Annotated in this window: 17 protein-coding genes; 3 read left to right on the top strand and 14 right to left on the bottom strand. The window is 43.9% G+C overall.

The window, feature by feature from the left end; all coding sequences use genetic code 11:
• The first annotated feature begins 38 nt into the window (after nt 1-38).
• Nucleotides 39-2,153, top strand: coding sequence for an NAD-dependent DNA ligase LigA (gene ligA, locus AB4Z08_RS31665; RefSeq protein ID WP_441577787.1), 2,115 nt, complete (start codon nt 39-41; stop codon nt 2,151-2,153).
• 206 nt (nt 2,154-2,359) lie between these two features.
• Nucleotides 2,360-2,797, top strand: a complete 438-nt coding sequence (locus AB4Z08_RS31660) for a nucleoside deaminase (protein WP_441577786.1) — start codon at nt 2,360-2,362, stop codon at nt 2,795-2,797.
• Here the strand turns inward: AB4Z08_RS31660 and AB4Z08_RS31655 are convergent, their stop codons facing one another.
• From AB4Z08_RS31655 to AB4Z08_RS31645, 3 genes are all read right to left on the bottom strand, one after another.
• Nucleotides 2,798-3,727, bottom strand: a complete 930-nt coding sequence (locus AB4Z08_RS31655) for an SPFH domain-containing protein (protein WP_331956665.1) — start codon at nt 3,725-3,727, stop codon at nt 2,798-2,800. It abuts the gene before it with no gap.
• A 195-nt stretch (nt 3,728-3,922) separates the two neighbouring features.
• Nucleotides 3,923-4,132: a hypothetical protein gene (locus AB4Z08_RS31650; RefSeq protein ID WP_441577785.1), complete on the bottom strand. Its 210-nt coding sequence runs from the start codon at nt 4,130-4,132 to the stop codon at nt 3,923-3,925.
• A gap of 289 nt (nt 4,133-4,421) precedes the next feature.
• Nucleotides 4,422-5,126: a LuxR C-terminal-related transcriptional regulator gene (locus tag AB4Z08_RS31645; protein WP_441577784.1), complete on the bottom strand. Its 705-nt coding sequence runs from the start codon at nt 5,124-5,126 to the stop codon at nt 4,422-4,424.
• A gap of 301 nt (nt 5,127-5,427) precedes the next feature.
• On the opposite strand from AB4Z08_RS31645, the gene AB4Z08_RS31640 reads away from it, so the two are divergent.
• Entirely contained in the window at nt 5,428-6,033 is a 606-nt protein-coding gene (locus AB4Z08_RS31640) for a superoxide dismutase (RefSeq protein WP_441577783.1), read from the top strand.
• 105 nt (nt 6,034-6,138) lie between these two features.
• Here the strand turns inward: AB4Z08_RS31640 and AB4Z08_RS31635 are convergent, their stop codons facing one another.
• The 11 genes from AB4Z08_RS31635 to AB4Z08_RS31585 all read right to left on the bottom strand — a co-directional run bounded on the left by AB4Z08_RS31635 (nt 6,139) and on the right by AB4Z08_RS31585 (nt 17,346).
• Nucleotides 6,139-7,533, bottom strand: a complete 1,395-nt coding sequence (locus AB4Z08_RS31635) for a Gfo/Idh/MocA family protein (RefSeq protein ID WP_441577782.1) — start codon at nt 7,531-7,533, stop codon at nt 6,139-6,141.
• Nucleotides 7,534-7,726: 193 nt separating this feature from the next.
• Nucleotides 7,727-9,400 carry a S41 family peptidase gene (locus AB4Z08_RS31630; protein WP_441577781.1) on the bottom strand — a complete coding sequence of 558 codons (1,674 nt, stop codon included), beginning with the start codon at nt 9,398-9,400 and terminating at the stop codon, nt 7,727-7,729.
• 50 nt (nt 9,401-9,450) lie between these two features.
• Nucleotides 9,451-9,681, bottom strand: coding sequence for a membrane protein insertion efficiency factor YidD (yidD, locus tag AB4Z08_RS31625; RefSeq protein ID WP_441577780.1), 231 nt, complete (start codon nt 9,679-9,681; stop codon nt 9,451-9,453).
• A 146-nt stretch (nt 9,682-9,827) separates the two neighbouring features.
• On the bottom strand, nt 9,828-10,205 hold the full coding sequence (locus AB4Z08_RS31620; protein WP_441577805.1) for a ribonuclease P protein component: 378 nt from the start codon (nt 10,203-10,205) through the stop codon (nt 9,828-9,830).
• A 25-nt stretch (nt 10,206-10,230) separates the two neighbouring features.
• Nucleotides 10,231-10,386 carry a 50S ribosomal protein L34 gene (rpmH, locus tag AB4Z08_RS31615; protein ID WP_012788729.1) on the bottom strand — a complete coding sequence of 52 codons (156 nt, stop codon included), beginning with the start codon at nt 10,384-10,386 and terminating at the stop codon, nt 10,231-10,233.
• 180 nt (nt 10,387-10,566) lie between these two features.
• Complete coding sequence (locus AB4Z08_RS31610) at nt 10,567-11,076, bottom strand: OmpH family outer membrane protein (protein ID WP_441577779.1); 510 nt, start codon at nt 11,074-11,076, stop codon at nt 10,567-10,569.
• A gap of 57 nt (nt 11,077-11,133) precedes the next feature.
• On the bottom strand, nt 11,134-11,649 hold the full coding sequence (locus tag AB4Z08_RS31605) for an OmpH family outer membrane protein (protein ID WP_291925254.1): 516 nt from the start codon (nt 11,647-11,649) through the stop codon (nt 11,134-11,136).
• A gap of 66 nt (nt 11,650-11,715) precedes the next feature.
• Complete coding sequence (locus tag AB4Z08_RS31600; RefSeq protein WP_441577778.1) at nt 11,716-14,472, bottom strand: BamA/OMP85 family outer membrane protein; 2,757 nt, start codon at nt 14,470-14,472, stop codon at nt 11,716-11,718.
• Nucleotides 14,453-15,214, bottom strand: a complete 762-nt coding sequence (locus AB4Z08_RS31595; RefSeq protein ID WP_441577777.1) for an isoprenyl transferase — start codon at nt 15,212-15,214, stop codon at nt 14,453-14,455. Before AB4Z08_RS31595 ends, AB4Z08_RS31600 begins: the two co-directional genes overlap by 20 nt.
• A 219-nt stretch (nt 15,215-15,433) precedes the next feature.
• Entirely contained in the window at nt 15,434-16,300 is an 867-nt protein-coding gene (locus AB4Z08_RS31590; protein ID WP_441577776.1) for a DUF6089 family protein, read from the bottom strand.
• A 155-nt stretch (nt 16,301-16,455) separates the two neighbouring features.
• A complete protein-coding gene (locus AB4Z08_RS31585; protein WP_441577775.1) occupies nt 16,456-17,346 on the bottom strand; it encodes an NAD kinase in 891 nt (296 codons plus the stop codon).
• Nucleotides 17,347-17,424: the final 78 nt, after the last annotated feature.

The raw sequence follows: 17,424 nt of genomic DNA, 5'->3' as shown, positions 1-17,424 counted from the left end.
AAAGATAAGTTTAAATTTACGTCTCAGTTTCATATATTATGTACACAAAGGAGATAGAAATAACCCTGGCGCAGCTGGCCAAAGATCTGCTAAGCCACTTACAGCAGCAGCAACTGCTGCAATCCATTGATGAAACGCTGGATGCCCTTCGCCGTGTGATCAGTTACAACGACTGGCGTTACTACGTGCAGAGCGAACCAGTGATAAGTGATTATGAATACGATCAGCTTTTCGCCTGGCTTAAAAAGCTGGAACTGGAACATCCGGAGCTTATCACAGCGGACTCCCCTACCCAGCGTGTAGCCAAAGGGCTTACCAAGGAATTTGTTACGGTACCCCACCTCGTGCCTATGCTCAGTCTGGAGAACTCCTACAATGCAGATGATCTGCTGGACTGGGACCGCAAGGCCCGGGAAAGTGCCGGCATTCCTGAAATAGAATATTGCATTGAACCTAAGTTTGATGGCGCCAGCATTTCCCTGATTTATGAAGATGATCAGCTCACACGGGGCGCCACCCGTGGCGATGGTGTAGCGGGAGAAGATATTACCACCAACATTAAACAGATCCGCTCTATTCCATTGTCTGCCAAATTCTCCAAATACGGCATTCACCAGATAGAAATCCGCGGAGAAGTACTGATCAATAAAAACACCTTTAGTGCCTTCAATGAAAAACGTATTGCCGACAATCAGCTGCCACTGGCTAATCCGCGCAATGCGGCCTCAGGTTCCCTCCGGATGGTAGATCCTAACGAAGTCGCCAAACGTGGACTGGAAGCCTTTCTGTACCATATGAGCTATCATACCATGAACCAGGGGCAAACAGAACCCGATGCGCTCACAACGCATAGTGGTACGCTGGAACTATTATCTACCCTGGGATTCCGCAGCCCGGCCAAAGAAAAGAAAGTAGTTAAAGGCATTCAGGCCGTGATTGATCATTGTTTGTGGTTTGAAAATGAACGCGATAACCTGCCATATGAAATAGATGGTATGGTGGTAAAAGTGAACGACTATAACCTGCAGGATAAACTGGGCATGACCACGCATCACCCGCGTTGGGCTATTGCCTATAAATTCAAAGCACGACAGGCTACCAGCAAGCTACGCAGCGTAGAGTTCCAGGTAGGCCGCACCGGCTCTGTTACGCCTGTGGCAAAGATTGATCCCGTTCCCATTGGCGGTGTTACCGTTGGCTCTATTTCTCTTTTTAATGAAGAAGTGATTAAAGAGAAAGACCTGAAGCTGGGCGATACAGTCCTGGTAGAAAGAGCGGGAGACGTAATTCCTTACATTGTAAAATCTGTAGCCGACCTGCGGGATGGCAGTGAACAGGATATTGTGTTCCCTACCCATTGCCCTGTATGTCACGATAAGCTGGTAAAAACAGCAGACGAAGCTGTATGGCGCTGTACCAATATCAACTGTGAAGCACAGGTAGTGGAAAGAATGATTCACTTTGTGAGCAAAGACGCCATGGATATTAAAAGCTTTGGCGAAAGCAATGTGCGCAAGTTCTTCTCATTAGGACTATTGAAAGATATTCCGGGCATCTACGAACTGGACTTTGAGAAAATAGGTGCACTGGAAGGCTTCGGTAAAAAGTCACTGACCAACCTGGAAACAGCCATTGCACAATCCAAAACACAACCGTTACACCGGCTCATATTCGGACTGGGCATACGCTATGTAGGCGAAACCACCGCCAAAACACTGGCCAACGCAGTAACGCATATCATGGATCTCCAGAACTGGACAGAAGAACAAATCCTGGCACTGGAAGATATAGGCCCGAAAGTAGCTGGTTCTATACGTGTGTTTTTTGCCAATGAAGATAACATCGCCATGCTGGATAAACTGGCTGCGCTGGGCATCAACATGGAAAACACTAAAAAGTCAGCACCTACATCAGGTAACCTCAACGGACAAACGTTTTTATTTACCGGCACCCTGCATAAACTAAAACGTAGTGATGCAGAAGAGATGGTAGAAAAAGAAGGAGGCAAAATAGTGAGTGGGGTGAGCAGCAAACTCAACTACCTGGTAGTGGGAGATGATGCCGGCAGCAAACTGGAAAAAGCCAAGAAAATCAATACCGTTAAAATACTTTCAGAAGAAGAATTCATTCAGCTGTTAGATATTAGCCTCTAGCTTTTATTCTTCAGCTATTCAATTGACATCATTCACTAAAAGCAGTTGGCGTTCATCTGCCGCTACTCCGGTAGCAAGACTAACCGCTGACTGCTAACAGCTAAGAGCTATTCAATTGACATCATTCACTAAAAGCAGTTGGCGTTCATCTGCCGCTACTCCGGTAGCAAGACTAACCGCTGACTGCTAAGAGCTAAGAGCAATATATGACCGATGAACATTTTATGCGGCAGGCGCTGCAGGAGGCCCGCAAAGCCTTTGAAGACGGAGAAGTACCTATTGGTGCTGTGGTAGTATTAAATAACCGGATCATTGGCCGCGGCTATAATCATGTGGAAAGATTAAATGATTGTACGGCGCATGCGGAGATGATAGCATTAACAGCCGCGTTCAATACTTTGGGCAGTAAATATTTAATGGAAGCCACTTTATTTGTAACCGTAGAGCCTTGCCTGATGTGTGCGGGAGCCCTTTACTGGAGCAAGATTGGCAGGATTGTGTATGCGGCGGCAGATGACAAGAACAGCTATCGCAGAGCTACCGGTGACCGGTCCCCGTTTCATCCTAAAACAAAACTGGAAGCCGGTCCGTGCAGCGAAGAAAGTTTACAATTGATGAAAACTTTCTTTGAACAAAGAAGATAATTATTTCTTATTGGAATCCATCAGTTTATTCATCCCCATCATTTGCTTCATGGTATGATCCATACCTTCAGAAGAGCCATCCAGGAAGATGACGTTTCCTTTTGAGTTTTCAGCAAAATGTTTAATGGCTTCTGTCCACATGGAAAAGAGGATCACCGAGGTATCCAGGTTAGCCTGCTGCATTTCTTTAGCGGCCATACTCATACCCTTGGCTACTTCTTCCCGGAACAGCGCCACACCCATACCACGCAGCTGAGCGGCCTGGCGTTCAGCTTCTGCAGCAATTTTGATGGCGTTACCATCAGCTTCTGCCGCTTTGGTTTTAGTGATCAGCAATGCTTGTCCTTCGTTTTCAGCAGCCGCTTTCAGATTATTGGAAGCTACTACCTGTGCCATGGACTTCATAATCACTTCATCAAAAGTGATGTCGTTCATTTGCAGATCCAGCAGATGGAAACCCCATTCTTCCAGGGTTTTGTCGATCTGCTCTTTTACGTGTTCGGTAATGTCTTTGCGCAGGCCCAATACTTCTGCTTGTCTTTTTGTAGCCACAAATCCACGGATAGAACCTTCAATAGTGCGCACCAGCGCCTGCATAAAGCTTCTTTCATCCATAAACTTGAAGGCCACATTCTTAATCGTTTCTTCCTGTTGGTTCCATACGGCATATAACAGCATGGCTTTGAAGTAAACGTTCGCCTGATCAATGGTAATTGCCTGGAATTCCAGTTCTACAGACCTGTTCTGGATAGATACTCTTTTAAATACCTTTTCTATAACAGGTATTTTAAAGTTCAATCCGGGAAACAATACCCGGTTGTATTTACCGAAGATGGTCGTTACGCCAATGTTACCCTGTTGTACAGTAACGAAGCACGACATTAAAACCAGGAACGCCAATACCAGTAAAATAATCAAGTACACATTCATAGTATGATTGTTTAGGTAGGGTTTAAGCTCGTAAATATACTGAAATAAAGCCAACAGGGGTAGATAGGCATAGTTTTCCCAACGGATATATTAAAAGAAGAAATTTGGAGGTGGTAATAAAGAAAATAACAATGGATGAAAGCTGAGCTTAAAAACACAACGAATGAATAATAAAAAAGCTTAGTCAGTTATCCTTTATATTCTTTGTTTTCTTCTGAAATAGATAAATACGTCGTCCAGTTCTATTTGTTTTAATTGATAGGCGAGCCGTGTTCTAAGGTCTTCTGTTTCATCTTTTATCTTCCTGTATTGGTCTTTCAGAATTTCATAGCGGGCCACAATTTCTTCAGCAGTTGCAGATTCTTCCAGTTGCAAAATATAATATGCTCTTTCCTCGGTTATCATAGTCATAGGGGTATTTCGGCTAATAATCATGTCGGGCGTTTAAAACACACGTAATATTTAATTCACTAAATTAGTGGAGTTTGAAAAACGAGCAAATACCCAAGATTGGGTATTTTTAAAAAATTTAGCAATTTTTAGCAAAAATCTTTTTAACAAATTTTTAGGCTAGTTATTGGCTGACAGGAAAATACAATTTAGAATTATGGGTTCTATTCACGGGGTCTAAAAAAGTGTGAGGCACCTACGCGGGGTGCAAACGTACATGCTGATCCTATCTTCTCCTTTCTATTTATTCAAATCCTATCTTGCGTGCAATGGTTACCAGCTCGGAAGTATTGCGCACTTTCAGTTTCAGACGAATATTTTTCCGGTGGGTCTCTACAGTATAACGGCTAAGGTTCAACGAATGGGCGATCTCCTTGTTATTGAGTCCTTTTACGGCCATGGCCAGTACATCTTTTTCTCTCGGTGTCAGCTTATTAAACAGGTTTTCATTCTGCCGGCGCAGGATAGCGCTCAATGCTTCTGATAGCTGTGCATTGGTATCAATCGCATTGGTAAGATCCAGGAAGGCGCAGATGATTTCTACCACCCGCCCATTCTTATCATGCGTAAAGGGTACTTCCAGGCCCAGCAACCAACTATAATCTACCTCGCCCTTTTTGCGTATGCGGGCCAGGCCTCCAAATTGTGCCTTGTTATTAATGAACGATTGCTGCGCTACAGCTGCCAGTTTAAAATCCTCCGGATGCATGATGTGCCGGAAAAACTCCATACCCATGCCTGTCATCTCTTCTGAAGAAAATCCGACTGTTTCTGCCAGGCGTTCATTACACCAGGTAACGGATTTGTTGTTATTGTCGTAGCTATAAATCATGGCGGGTACATGATGTAAAACGCTCTCCAGCCAATGAATACGATTTCTTAAATACTCATTTTCCTTTTGTAAGGCATTGAGGGAAAAATTTTGCCCTGAGTCCGAGCCTGTCTGCATACTATAAGTTTTAAACAAACAATAGGTAAACAACAACCAAGCACACACGAAATATGCCTAATGTTACGTCCTGTTAAACCGAGTATCCGTAAATATAAAATAATTTTCCATATGATCAAGCCCAGGCATTGGTTGATTTCCCGATTTTACTGTTTGGTTATTGGGTTTTACAGATATAAGCGGTTAACTGAAACTAAATATCTAAATAACTAAATAATTAAATGGCTAAATTTTAACGGATTGGCAGTAAATTTGGCGACTATCAAGAAATCATATTTTAAAACCCATAAAAAATTGAGTTATGGCATTTACACTTCCGAGCTTACCATACGCAACTGACGCGTTAGAGCCGAATTTCGATAAACTGACAATGGAAATTCATCACGGTAAGCACCACCAGGCTTATGTAGACAATCTGAACAAGGCAGTTGCAGGTACAGAAAACGAAAACAAATCACTGGAAGAACTGGTAGCTAATGCCGGTAAAATCAGTCCTGCTGTAAGAAACAATGGCGGTGGTCACTGGAATCACAGTTTCTTCTGGACCAGCCTCGCTCCTAATGCAGGCGGCGCTCCAAGTGGTAAACTGGCAGATGCTATCAATAGCACCTTTGGTTCTTTTGAAGCATTCCAGGAAAAATTCAACACTGCCGGTGCTACCCGCTTCGGTTCAGGTTGGGCATGGTTGCTGGTAAAAGATGGTAAACTGGAGGTTTCTTCCACTCCTAACCAGGACAATCCACTGATGGACGTTGCTGAAGTAAAAGGTACGCCAATCCTGGGTGTAGACGTATGGGAACATGCTTACTACCTGAAATACCAAAACCGCCGTCCGGAATACCTGAAAGCATTCTGGAATGTAGTTGACTGGAACGCTATCAGCAAACGCTTTGAAGCAGCGCAATAAGGCGTAAAGCCGAAGGCAAAAAGCAAAAAGCTATTGTGTACGAGATATAAGCGGTTATACGCTTTACTCTACTACACAATAGCTTTTTGCTTTTTGCCTTCGGCTTTATGCCTTGCTCACCACTTTAAGATTTGTTGGATCCCAGTGGATGATCTTATTTTCGAAATAGCTTTCGTTACACAGCAATGCCGGTGCAGCAGCGCGGAAACCGAAAGTAGGATTTTCTGCTACTTTACCACCAGTACGCATCGCATTAAACAGGTTGTAGAAGTGATCGAAGTGAGCTCCTTTATAACCCTTCTCTGCTTCATACTCCATTTTTTCCTGTGGAAGTATCTCTGCACGGTGATAGGCGTATGACTTACCCGTGTTGGCCGCAGCCGCATTCGCTGCTGCCAGCGGATCATTCTCGTCTACATGTACGTTGTTGCGATACAAGGTTACTTTATCCCATTCAACTGTCATGGAGCCTTCACTGCCCACCATACGCAGGTAATTGGTGCCACCGGTACCATCCACAAAGTTTACACGAAGCGACAGGTTAAATGCAGGATGTATAGCTGTTTCAGGATAATCGAACATACCCAGCATTACATCAGGTACTTCCCTGCCATCTTTCCAGTAACGTAATCCACCTGTGGCCATTACTTTGTTGGGGCCAAGTGAACCGGTTACCAGGTGAAGACTGGAAAACAGGTGTACGAACAGATCACCGGATACACCGGTACCGTAATCTTTATAATTACGCCAGCGGAAGAAACGTAATGGGTCAAAATCGCGCTTTGGTGCGTTTTTGAGATAAGCTTCCCAATCAACCGTTTTGGTGGATGCATCAGCCGGAATCGGATACTGCCATGCACCGGTAGGCGACATACGTGCCCAGAAACCCTCTGCATAGTTCAGTTTACCAATAGCGCCATCTTTCAGCAGCTGTCTTGCTTTTTCATTTCCCAGAGAACTCATCCCCTGGCTACCTACCTGGTATACTACTTTTCCATTGCGTTGTTGTGCTTCTACTACAGCAGGTCCTTCTGTGATATCGTGCACCATTGGCTTTTCACAATACACGGATTTACCTTTGTTCATAGCAGCCACAGAAATATCCTTATGCCAGAAATCAGGCACTGCAATAATTACAGCGTCAATGTCTTTGCGGTCAAGAATTTCCTGGTAATTGCGGGTCGTATAAATATCATTTCCCCATTTCTTTTTAGCATCTGCCAGGCGGCCATCATAAAGGTCGCAGGCGGCTATCAGCTTCACACCCGGTACAGTAATCGCGGTGTTGGCGTCTGCAGTACCCATTCCACCAGCACCTATCAGCGCTATCTGAATCTGGTCGTTTGCACTATACTTTTCCCTCAAACGGGAAAGCGATTCAATATTTCTTTTTTTGTCAGCAGCAGTCAGAATACTGGGTAGCAGCGATGCGCCCACTACTCCTTTGGCAAATTTGCTGATAAAACTCCGGCGAGAGTCTTCATTGGAATTTACTGGCATGATTTAACCCTTTTAGGTTGTAAATGATAACTGTTTATTATTCACTGAGATTTCTCAAAATATAAACAATTCACCGGAATTCATAATTTTAGTAAACAGTCAAAAATATAAAGCGCGCATTCCAGACCAGGCCGAAATGCGCGCTTTATATTTCTTATTATCAATAAATTAGTAGTCCTGGTGGCCTGTGTTTTTATTTCGCAGCTGTCAGCAACTGTTTATATTTAGCAGGATTATGCAGGATGTCCGAAGCTGTATTTACTTCATTATCCCATTCCAGTGATTTGATAATACGACCTCTCTGTAAATAGTACCGGTTAACGATTTCTTCTTCCAGCAAGCGTTTTATCTCTTCTTTATTTTTCAGCAGGTCCTGCTTTTTATCGTGTTTCATTTTAGTTTCCAGTGTTTCCAGTTCTTTGGCAACCGCATCATAATACTTTTCTTTCTTAGCAGTGCTTTTGAAAGAGTCCAGCGCTTCTTCACTACGGGTTTTATAGCTGTAGTCTTTGTTGTCGAGGTAGCGTTCGAAATCCTCGAATTCCGCATCCGTGAGCGTGAAGCTACCGGCAGCAGCTATTTTCGGATGGCTGTAATAATAGCTGGTAGCATAGTCGAAGATAAATTGTTTGCGGATGAGGGTAATCGCTACCTGGCTGATGTAGGTAGGCTCTACTTTCGCATCCGGTTCTATACCGCCACCATCTTTCACGGCGCGGCCACCAACAGTAGTGAATGATTTACGCAGGGAATCCGGTACATAGTCTACACTGCCATCATCATTGCGGTGAGAATAATCTATTGCCTGGATACAACGACCACTGGGCGTATAATATTTAGCGGTAGTTACTTTCAATTTGGTGTTATAAGGCAGCTGACGGGTGGTTTGCACCAGTCCCTTCCCGTAAGAGCGCTGGCCGATTACGAGGCCGCGATCCAGGTCCTGAATGCTGCCTGCCACTATTTCTGAGGCAGAAGCAGAGGAATGATTGGTGAGTACTACTAATGGCAGATGTACGTCTACCGGCTGATCGGATGTTTCGTAGCTGCGATCCCAGTTTTTCACTTTACCACGGGTGCTGACAATGAGTTTATTTTTATCTACAAAAATATTGGCGACTACTACGGCTTCATCCAGCAAACCGCCGGGATTACCCCGGAGATCCAGCACCATTCCTTTCAGGGAAGGGTTGGTTTGTTTCAGTTGTTCTACCGCCCGGCGTACCATGGCGCCGCTGTTTTCGGTGAACTGGGTCATTTTGATGTAGCCTATGTCGTTTTTCAGTATGCCGGCATAGCTCACGGACTTTACGTTAATTTCTTCACGGATAATCTTTTTAGGGGTTTCCACACCAGTTACCGGGTTTCTGAAAACCATGTCCAGCGGGGTACCTGCGGCACCTTTCAGTTGTTTGCTCACGTCTTCCTGGGCTACATTTTTTATGGATTTACCATCCATACTCACAATGATATCACCTGGTTTTACGCCGGCTTTGTCCATGGGACTGCCTTCGTATACATCTGTGATGGAAGTCCATTCACCGTTGGTATTAATGGAGGCGCCTACGCCGCCGTATTTGCCGGTGGCCATGAATTTGAGGTCATCGAGATTTTCTTCGGAAACGAAATCTGTAAAAGGATCGGTTTCTTCCAGCATGGCCTCAATGCCCTTGCGCATCACTTTTTCGGGAGGCAGGTCATCTACGTAGTAAGTGTTCAGTTCCCGGTAAAAAGCCGCAAATATGTCCAGGTTCTTGGCAATCTGGAAATATTTATCGTTTTCATTGAAAGCAAAGATGCCTGCTGCTGTAATCAGCAACAACAGCGCTGCTGTCAGTTTCTTTCTTTTATTAAAAAACGCACGCATGCAAGAATGTATAAGATGAACGATTAATAGTTGGCAACCGGTTTCACTGTTCAGGGAACCGGATCATATCCATGCCCACCCCAGGGATGGCATGACAATATACGCTTTATGGTGAGATAGCCACCTTTGAGGGGGCCATATTTTTTAAATGCTTCGATCCCATACTGAGAACAGGTGGGCGTATAACGGCATTTACTGCCCAGCAGAGGCGAAATAAACCATTGATAGATCTTTATCAGGAAAATAAACGGGTAAGTCAGCCAGCGCACTACACGATTCATATAAAAGATATTTTAAAGAAGCTGAAAGCTTAAGGCATAAAGCAAAAAGCTATTGTAGCGAAGGATAAACAACGAAAAACTTAGCAACAGGGTGACTTCAAAATATCATCTCTGCTCCCATAGCTTTCAGCTTTTTGCTTTCCGCCTTACGCTTCCCGCAGCTTTTTTAAAATTACCGAAATTTTGCCTTGCAGGATAGAAAAGGGGGCTATTTTTTTGTCGGTATAGATCAGGAAAACGGCGAGCTGCCGGGACTGTGACTGGAGGTGCTCATATAATTCCTGCTTTTGCAGGCGCCAGGCTTCGCGGCCCAGGCGTTTGATGCGGTTACGGTCTACTGCATGTGGGAACTTGCGGGTAGCGGCACTAAAGCCTACCTGCACAGGATATTTACACGGCTCCTGTAGGGGCATGTATACCACACGGTATGGAAAAACAGAAAACGCTTTTCCTTCACGAAAAAGCGTTTCAATAAGTTTTCTGCTTTTTAACCTTTCTTCCTTTCTAAAAGAATAAGTTTTTATGGCAAATAGTATTTAGCTACTATAATTATTTCAGCTTACGCTCGTCAGAAACAGTCAGCTTCTTACGACCTTTTGCTCTACGGGAAGCCAATACCTTACGGCCATTAGCGGTTTCCATTCTCTTTCTGAAGCCGTGAACGCTCTTTCTGCGTCTGTTATGCGGTTGAAAAGTACGTTTCATTTCTTTTTTTTGTTTTTACCTGTACTATACTAAAACTCCCGAATTAAAGTATACTGTTTTTTAAAACGGAAGGCAAAGGTAGCAGAAAATATTTAGAAAGTAAAATTAAAATCCAAATTCCTAAATGTAAAGGTGGAATGCAGTGTTAGCCGCATTCCACCTTTACATTAAAATAATTAATTATTTAACGCCTAATTTAGTCTTAACGGCTGCCAGGATATCATCTGCAGCAGGAGAAACCAGCAGCATACCAGCAGAACTGTCGATTACATAACCGTAACCTTTTTCCTTTGCTACATCTTCAATGGCTTTGCGTGCTTTATCGTAGATAGGTTTCAGCAGTTCCTGCTGTTTAGTCTGTACTTTCTGTTCAGCAGCTTCGCGGTAGTCCTGGATACGTTTCTGAGCATCCTGGATTTCACGACCTTTGATTTCTTTCATATTGTCGGTCATAGTGGCCGCCTTGTCATCAAAATCCTTCATTTTCTTTGTGTACTCATCCACCATAGTTTTGCCCTCACCTTCCAGGCTCTGAGCAAAAGTCTGTAGATCAGTTTCTGCCTTCTTAGCTTCCGGCATGCTGGCTACCAGTGCTTGTGCATTGATATGCGCTACTTTGGATTGTGCCATTGCATTCACGCTGAACAAACCGGTAACCGCCACAAAAGCAATAATTACGTACTTCTTCATGATGTTGTCTGTGTTTAAAAAAATTTAAATACTTATAGTTAAAAAATAGGTACACGATTATTTCTTCACCCCTAAGGATTTCAGAATCTCTTCGCTTTTGTCCAGCTTGGGATCAGAGAAAATAACGGTGGCACCTGCGGCCTTGTCCAGTACAAAGTCAAACATTCTGCTGGCAGATAATTTCTGTACAGCATTGTAGATCCTGTCCTGGATTGGTTTTACCAGTTCTTCTCTTTTCTTGAAAAGATCTCCTTCGTAACCAAAACGCTTCTTCTGCAAATCCTTTGCCTCTTTTTCTCTTGCTACTATCTCATCTTCACGTTTCCGCTTCAGTTCTTCCGTCAGCATTACCTGTTCGGCCTGATAAGACTTGTACATCTTATCTACTTCCTGGAATTTAGCATCAATTTCTTTCTGCCACTGTTCAGCAACGGCATCCAGCTTTTTCTGCGATTCCTTGTATTCAGGAATACTTTCCAGTATATATTTTGTATCTATCACGCAATAGCGCTGTGCACTTGCTGCACCGCCCATAGCCAATACAATAGCGGCTGTAATAAATATTTTTTTCATGCTACAATAGATTTTTTGCAAAACCAAAACAACGGTTAAACTTGCAATATATAATTTATTTTCACATTATTCTGGTTCAAAGCCGAGCATAAAGGTAAACTTAGCCGCGTCTTTCAGACCACCACCTGGCGTAAGACGGTCAAACCCAATACCGTAATCAAATCCAAGCAATCCAAACATTGGCAGGTAGAAACGCATACCAATACCGGCAGAACGACGTAACAGGAACGGATTGTATTCTTTAATATCCTTATAACCATTCGCAGCCTCCAGGAAAGCCAAACCAAAGATCGTAGAACTTGGATTCAGACTGAACGGATACCGCAGTTCCATCACAAACTTATTAAACACCGTGAAACCAGAGTAGTTAGCAGGCTGTCCGTTTTCAGGATTAACACTTGGATTGGAAGTATAATACACCGGATAACCTCTCTGGGAGATGATATCACGATCGTAAATAGCAAAGTTACTCAAACCATCACCACCCATTTCAAACCTACCGAATGGAGACAACGTTGTACGATTGTTGTAACGGCCAATATAACCAAACTTCGCTGCCACTTTCAATACAAACGTTTTATTGTCACTACCCATCGGACGGCTCAAAGGAACATACCATTCTGCGTTAAAGCGGTACTTCTGGTACTCAATAAATTTAAACGCTTCAGAAGCTGGTTCCTTGGAATAGTCCTTATCAGGATTAAACAGGGAATATGGAGGCGTATACTGCGCTGATAACATGAAGTTGGAACCACTACGCGGGAAGATCTGCTGATCCACAGAAGACCGTGCCAGCGTCAGTTTAACGTTCACGTTATTAGAGGTACCATTTTCAAAACCCTGGATACCAAAATAGTTATAGTTCTTCAGTTTATACTGCTGATAGTTCAAAGAGTAAATCAGGGTGAAATAGTCATCCGGCCATTTCAGCTGTTTACCCAGTGATACAGAAGCACCCAATACCTTGAAGTGACCATTGGTAGAAGTAGTGGTATCTCCGGGCAGCTTGTAATAATCATTATAAGCGTAAGGATTCTGGTAGCTGCTATAGAAGCTCACAGAAAACTGGTTTCTCTTTTTTCCACCCAGCCATGGCTCAGTGAAAGAGAAGTTATAGGAACGGTAAGCTTTACCATTGGAAGATACACGAACAGACAGTTTCTGACCGTCTCCACTTGGTAAAGGATCCCAGGTTTCTTTTCTGAAGATGTTACGTAAGGAGAAGTTATTGAACGTTACACCAAGGGTACCGGTTAACCCGATATAACCACCCCAACCAGCAGACAGTTCCAGCTGGTCATTGGCTTTTTCTTCTACAGTATAGTCAATATCCACGGTACCATCCTGTACGTTAGGTACGGGGTTCATACCGATCTTTTCCGGGTTGAAGAAGCCAAGGTTGGCAATTTCACGGTTAGAACGGATCAGATCCTGACGGCTGAATTTTTCACCTGGTATAGTACGCAGCTCACGGCGGATAACGTGTTCATTTGTTTTTTCGTTACCGGCAATGCGTACTTCCTTGATGGTAGCCTGCGGACCTTCACGTAAACGGATTTCGTAGTCGATGGTATCGCCACGGATCCCGATTTCCACCGGATCGATCTGGAAGAAGAGGTAACCGTAGTCCATGTAGTAACCACTGATATCGCCACCTTCCTGTGACATTTGTTTACCAATTCTCTTTTCCAGCAACTCCAGGTTGTATACATCCCCTTTCTTGATACCGAGTAAGCGGGTCAATACAGAATCGGAATAACGGGTATTACCTTTCCAGGTGATATCACCGAAATAATATTTCTTTCCTTCAGAAATCTGCATATCAATATTCAGATTCTGCGTGCGGGTTTTGTAAGTAGTATCTCTTACGATGAGGGCATCACGATAACCTTTGGAGTTATAGAGACCCACTACTTTACTTTTATCTTCCAGGTATTTGGTTTCGTTGAACTTGGCAGAGCTGAACAGTTTAAAGCGGAAATAAGGATCCAGCTTTTCCAGTGCACGGGTGGGCTGCAGGAACCCATAGGTTTGCCAGAAATCGTCCGGCTGGGCCAGGGAGTCTTCATACACATGTTCCGTATCAGGATGTAGGGTAAAGCGGGAGCGCTCTTTGGTACCCTTCATCTTTTTCTTGATCTTGTTATCGGCAATGTTGTAGTTGCCCACAAGATTAATTGTTTCGATACGTACTTTACTTCCTTTAGTAACAGTAAAGATGACGTGTTTAGAGTTCACCTGTCCGCTATCAGCTCTTTCTTCAATTTTTACACTGGCGTTACCAAAGCCTTTATCGGCATAGAATTTATGTACTACCCCGATCACGTTTTGTTTCATCGCCTGGGTAATTACACTTCCTTTACGCAAAGTTGCTTTGGTAGCAATATCGTCTGCTTCGGTTTTTTTAATTCCTTTGAAGGAGAAAGTGGACATACGGGGCATTTCCGTTAATCCTATTTCCAGCCAGATCTTATTGTCTTCAATTTTGGTTACGTAGATGGTCACGTCTGCGAACAGTCTTTGTGACCAAAGGCTTTGGATCGCCTTGGTAAACTGGTCACCACCCGGATAGGTTACCTTGTCACCTACACTGAGGCCGGAAAGCGACAGCAGCAATGACTTATCCAGGTATTGGGTACCGGCAACGGTAATATCGGCAATTTCGTACTGTTGCGGATTTCCCATGTTAATAGGAGAAACGGCCGGCGGATTAGCAGGGGGCTGCGAGGGGGGCACGGTATCTTTTTGCTGAGCGGATACACGAATGCCTGCACTGCAACATAATGCTATAGCCAGAAGGCCCTTAGGAAATAATTTCTTCATTCTGCTGAATTTGTTCGCTTGTTTTGCCAAAGCGCCGTTCTCTGGTTTGGTAATTTAAGATGGCTTGGTAAAGATGTTCATTGCGGAAATCCGGCCAACGGGTATCTGTAAAATACAGTTCCGCATAGGCCAGTTGATATAGTAGGAAGTTACTGATCCTGCATTCCCCACTGGTACGAATCATTAATTCAGGGTCCGGCAGGCCGGTGGTACAGAGATATTTTTCCCATACCTCAGGCGTAACAGCTGTTGGGTCCAGGGCTCCATTTTTCACGTCCAGGGCTATTTTCCTGGCCGCATTCACGATTTCCCACCTTGCACTGTAGCTGAGAGCCATAATGAGATTGAGGCCGGTATTCTGGCTTGTAAGGGCTATTGCCTCCTCCATTTCCCGTTGAGCCTGGGGAGGTAACATATCCATGTCACCTATTACACTCAAACGGATATTATTTTTTGACAACGTATTCACTTCCATCCGGATAGTGTTTACGAGCAGTTCCATGATGCCATTAACTTCGTAAACCGGGCGGTCCCAGTTCTCGGTAGAAAACGCGTATAGGGTCAGATAACCTATCCCAAGTTCTGCACAGGTCTCCACTATATTTCGCACGCTTTCTACCCCCTCGTGGTGCCCGTACAGCCTGTCTTGTCCCCGCTCCTTTGCCCAACGGCCGTTCCCGTCCATAATAATGGCTATATGGCGCGGTAACCGTTGTAAGTCCAATTTATCCTTCAAGCTCATTTGTGTCAGGCGTATTATAACAGATTATAACAGATTTACTAAAAGGGTGCAAAGATACAAAAATAGAGTAATGACTTTTTTGGCAAAGCCTAAGAAGGTGTTTTAACGTAGTTTTAACAGCGAATTCAATACCAGTGGGGATTTTGGCAATTTCGGAGACCGATGAAGGCGGTTCGCAGGTATGGAAAGGCCGCCGGCAGAAAGTATTTTCTTCTTAAATTAAAATTTACAGTTGTAAGAAGTAAAAAGAATGCTGATCGTGAGCTCAATCGTTAAAAACTGATCCTTATCCCGGCTATTCCCGCGCTGCCGGCCCATTACCCCGATAGGTGTACCTTTTACCCCCGACCTGTCCTGCAATTGCGCTGCTACTGTTGGCTGCCCGTTAGGTAAGGCAGGAAAAGCAGCAGGGCCGGCGTAAGTAGTACTTACGTCATCCAGGTAATCAGTTTGTGTAAAACGATACAGGGCTTCGAGACCCACATTCACTTTTTTGGAAATATTATATTTAAAGCCCCCTCCTATTAACCAGGCATATGATACCAGGCTATAGGGCTTGCGATCCGGATACAAGGCAGTTCCCTGTCCTTCGGTACGCATAGGCTGTAAAAAATATTTCACGCCGCCAAGATAAGTATAAGGGTTGTAATAAAAAATACTGGCTCCCCCTGTGAGATAGGGCGAAAACCGCTCATACAGGCTTCCGGGCTCAAACCGGAAAAAATTAAAGTCCCCCTGCAGGGACAATTCAAACAAATTAGTATTGAAACTGAGGTTGCGGCGATTTTGAAATTCATTTTTGTTGTAAACATCGGAGTAACCCAATTGCATGTACCGGCCATGCACCCGTACCCCTACATAATCGTTCATATACTTTCTATAGTATATGCCCACAGCAGGTTTCAGCGTATTTAACGCTCCCCGGGTATTCAGATCCCCAAAGTATTGTGCCCCGCCAATGGATAAACCCAACTCCCCTACATATGACAGCTCATTCTGCGCAGATGCACGATTTGCAAACAGACAACCTGTCGCCAACAGCAATAATAAGGGGATATATTTTAGATATAGAAAAGGTTTCAGCATAAATCAGTTCTACTTAAACGCTAAAATGCCGGATTTATTTAATGTATGGCTGATGATTATGCTTACTGTTTAAACGAACGCCTCATTCCCGGGCATAATTTATATTACAATCAGCGGGCAATATATTTGTAAATGTAACAATATATTTTACATTTCTATATTTTAATCGTATTCCGTGCGTCAATACCCCATAATAATTTATTGCGCAACGTGTGCAGAAAATTGCTGTCATCCAGCCTTAGCAAGCTCAGCTTGAATTCTTCCTTTTTAATAGCCAGCTGCACAGTATTATCAATTGTTTCCATGCGACTATCCATAGTACACAGAAACTGATCACTGCGTCCTTCTACTTCAAAAGAAATGATATTATTATTTGGAACGATGATGGGCCTTACATTCAGATTATGTGGCGCCACCGGGGTAATTACAAAATTGCCGGCATCCGGAAATACAATTGGGCCGCCACAACTCAGTGAATATCCGGTTGAACCTGTAGGCGTAGCCACTATCAGTCCATCTGCCCAATAAGTATTCAGGAATTCTCCGTTCAGGTAAGTATGAATCTTCACCATGGCGGAAGTATCCTTTTTGTGAATGGTAAACTCATTCAGGGCATAAGGCACGTCTCCGAACAGGGGCACATTAGCGTCCAGGTGCAACAACGACCGCTGATCTACCACATAGGTACGGTTCAGTAACGCCTTTACCAGTGCATGAATTTCTTCTTTACCAATACTGGCCAGGAAGCCCAGGCGCCCAAAATTAATCCCGATCACAGGGATATTGGTATCCCGCACATAACAAACCGTGTCCAGCAGCGTACCATCGCCACCAAGACTCATCAGAAAGTCAATTTTACCCGGCAAATCTTCTGCAGAACTAAAAAGTAAAGGAACGCTTTCGAAGGGAATATGCTGCTGGAGGGTACGGTAAAAAGGTTCATAAATGATGGCCTCTATTTCTGCCCGCTGCAATTCTTCCAGCAATAAGCGGATGTTTGCAATATCTTCTGTAATAAATCCCCTGCTATATAGTGCTACCTGCATAATTTTTTTAAGCTTTTTGCTGTTAGCTGCCAGCTGCTAGTGCCGCTTTTCTAAAAGCTAATGGCAAAAAGCTAACAG

It is taken from the genome of Chitinophaga sp. RAB17 (genome assembly GCF_052114225.1).
Taxonomy (GTDB): domain Bacteria; phylum Bacteroidota; class Bacteroidia; order Chitinophagales; family Chitinophagaceae; genus Chitinophaga.
Note: the sequence above shows the minus strand (reverse complement) of the source record. Positions and strands in the feature narration are given on the sequence as shown.